Genomic DNA, 439 nt, shown 5'->3' on the forward strand with positions numbered 1-439 from the left:
GGCTGATCTTGGTGGGGCCGGTCTTGTCGGTGGTGGTGCCGTCGCCGAGCTGGCCGCTGGCGTTGCCGCCCCAGGTGTAGAGCGCACCGGTGTCGCTGACCGCCGCTGAGTAGTCGTCGCCGGCCGTGATTTGCGCGAAGGCCACGTTCGCGGGCATGGCGACCGCCTGCGGGCTGCTGGTCGCGCCGCCGGTGGTGCCGAGCTGGCCTTTGCCGTTGGCGCCCCAGGCGTATGCCCGGCCCTGGTCGGTGATGGCCAGGGAGTGGAACTTGCCGGCGCCGATGTCGACGAAACTGCGGCCGGCGGGGGCGGCGACGGCGACGGGGGTCTTGCGGGTGGCGGTGGCGCCGGCGCCGAGCGGGCCGCGGCCGTTGGACCCGGCGGCGTAGCTTTTCCCGTCGTCGCCCAGGGGCAGGCTGTGGTGGCAGCCGGCGGCCAC

1 protein-coding gene is annotated in these 439 nt (G+C 74.7%); it reads right to left on the reverse strand.

From position 1 onward, the window contains the following. On the reverse strand, positions 1 to 439 hold a 439-nt coding region (locus CRD60_RS08550), incomplete at both ends, for an RCC1 domain-containing protein (protein ID WP_407923193.1).

Origin of the sequence: Bifidobacterium aemilianum (genome assembly GCF_003315635.1) — a bacterium.
In the GTDB taxonomy this organism is placed as follows: Bacteria; Actinomycetota; Actinomycetes; order Actinomycetales; family Bifidobacteriaceae; genus Bifidobacterium; species Bifidobacterium aemilianum.